At 70.5% G+C, this 1,962-nt stretch carries 2 protein-coding genes; both read left to right on the forward strand.

The features are described 5' to 3' along the window. Nucleotides 1-626: polysaccharide deacetylase family protein (locus A8W25_RS05960; RefSeq protein ID WP_067157110.1), on the forward strand; the 626-nt coding region annotated here is incomplete at its 5' end. Next, on the forward strand, nucleotides 626-1,816 hold the full coding sequence (locus A8W25_RS05965; protein WP_067157113.1) for a YncE family protein: 1,191 nt from the start codon (nucleotides 626-628) through the stop codon (nucleotides 1,814-1,816). The genes A8W25_RS05960 and A8W25_RS05965, both read left to right, overlap by 1 nt. Nucleotides 1,817-1,962 lie beyond the last annotated feature (146 nt).

The following is a 1,962-nucleotide window of genomic DNA, read 5'->3' on the forward strand; positions in this document are numbered from 1 at the left end:
CCCCGGCCCCCCGCGCCTTCCCGGCCCAGCCGGACCAGATCGCGCACGGCCCCCGCGACCGGCCGAAGGTCGCGCTCACCTTCCACGGCCAGGGCGACCCCAAGGGCGCCACCGCCGTGCTCGCCGAGGCCGAGCGGGCCGGCGCCCGGGTCACCGTCCTGGCCGTCGGGAGCTGGCTGGACGAACACCCCGAGATGGCCCGCCGCATCCTCGACGGCGGCCATGACCTCGGCAACCACACCCAGCGCCACCTCGACATCTCCGCGCTCGCGGAGCCGGACGCGTATGCCGAGATCACCGGCTGCGCGGACCGGCTGCGCCGGATCACCGGCTCCATCGGGACCTGGTTCCGGCCGTCCCGTACCCCGTACGCGACGCCGCTCGTTCAGAGACTGGCCCGGCGGGCCGGGTACCCGCACGTGCTCAGTTACGACGTCGACTCGCTCGACTTCACCTCGCCCGGCGCCTCGGCCGTGACGCGCAATGTCACCGGGCGGATCCGCAACGGATCCGTGGTGAGTCTGCACTTCGGCTACGCGGACACGGTCGCCGCGCTGCCGGCCCTCCTCGCCGACCTCGACCGCCGCGGACTGCGCGCGGTGACCACCACGGAGTTGCTGACCTGATGCCGACCCCCACCAAGAGGACCAAGAGGACCGCCGCGCTGCTGTGCGGCCTCCTGCTCGCCGCGCTCGCCGGCTGCGGCTCGTCCGCGGACAAGGGAGGGAACGAGGCCCTGGGCACCAAGGGCGCCGCTCAGCCCGTGCCGAAGAAGGCCGTTCCGCAGGGCCTGCCCGGGATGCCGCCGGTCCTGGACCCCAAGGACGCCTACGCCGCGGACCGCCCGGGCGCGCTCCAGCCGGCCGTGAAGAACTTCCTCGAACGCGTCTACGTGCCCAACACCAACTCCAACACGGTGTCGGTGATCGACCCCAAGACGTACAAGGTGATCGAGACCATCCCGGTCGGACACCAGCCCCAGCACGTCGTCCCCTCCTGGGACATGAAGACGCTGTGGGTCAACAACGACCTGGGGGACAGCCTCACCGCCATCGACCCGGCGACCGGGAAACCGGGCCGCACGGTCCAGGTCTCCGACCCGTACAACCTCTACTTCACGCCCAACGGCAAGTACGCGGTCGTGATGGCGTCGATGGACCGCGAGCTGGTGTTCCGCGAGCCGGTCACCATGAACCGGGTCAAGACCGTCCCGGTCCACTGCGCGGGCGTCAACCACGCCGACTTCTCCATGGACGGGCGCTACTTCATCGTCTCCTGTGAGTTCTCCGGCGAGCTGCTCAAGGTCGACACGGAGAAGATGCAGGTCATCGCGCATCAGAAGCTGCCGTTCGAGGGGGCGATGCCGCAGGACGTGAAGATGTCCCCGGACGGGAAGACCTTCTACATCGCGGACATGATGGCCCACGGCATGTGGGTCCTGGACGGCGACCGGTTCAGCACGCCGACGCTGCTGCCCACCGGCAAGGGCTGCCACGGCCTGTACGTCAGCCGGGACTCCAAGGAGATGTACATCTCCAACCGGGGCGAGGGCACGATCTCCATCTTCGACTTCCCCCAGAACAAGCTGACCAAGAAGTGGCACCTGCCGGACGGCGGCAGCCCCGACATGGGCGGGGTCTCGGCGGACGGCAAGGTCCTGTGGCTGTCCGGCCGTTACGACGCCGAGGTGTACGCGATCGACACCACCACCGGCCAGGAGATCGCCCGTATCCCGGTCGGCTCGGGCCCGCACGGCCTGGCGGTCTACCCGCAGCCGGGCCGCTACTCGCTGGGCCACACCGGCATCTTCCGCTGAGCCCGCCGAGCCCGTACGGACGCGCGGCCGCCCCCGGGAGGACATCCCGGGGACGGCCGTCCCTCACCAGAGCACCGGCAGCCGTTCGGGCAGCCGTTTGATGAAGCCGGTGCGCCACACCAGCTGTTCGGGCGGGACCGCCAGAC

Origin of the sequence: Streptomyces sp. ERV7 (genome assembly GCF_001653515.1) — a bacterium.
Lineage (GTDB): Bacteria > Actinomycetota > Actinomycetes > Streptomycetales > Streptomycetaceae > Streptomyces.

Coding starts and splice junctions, on each gene's coding strand:
- A8W25_RS05965 (WP_067157113.1), top strand. CDS start 626: ATGCCGACCCCCACCAAGAGGACCAAGAGGACCGCCGCGCTGCTGTGC.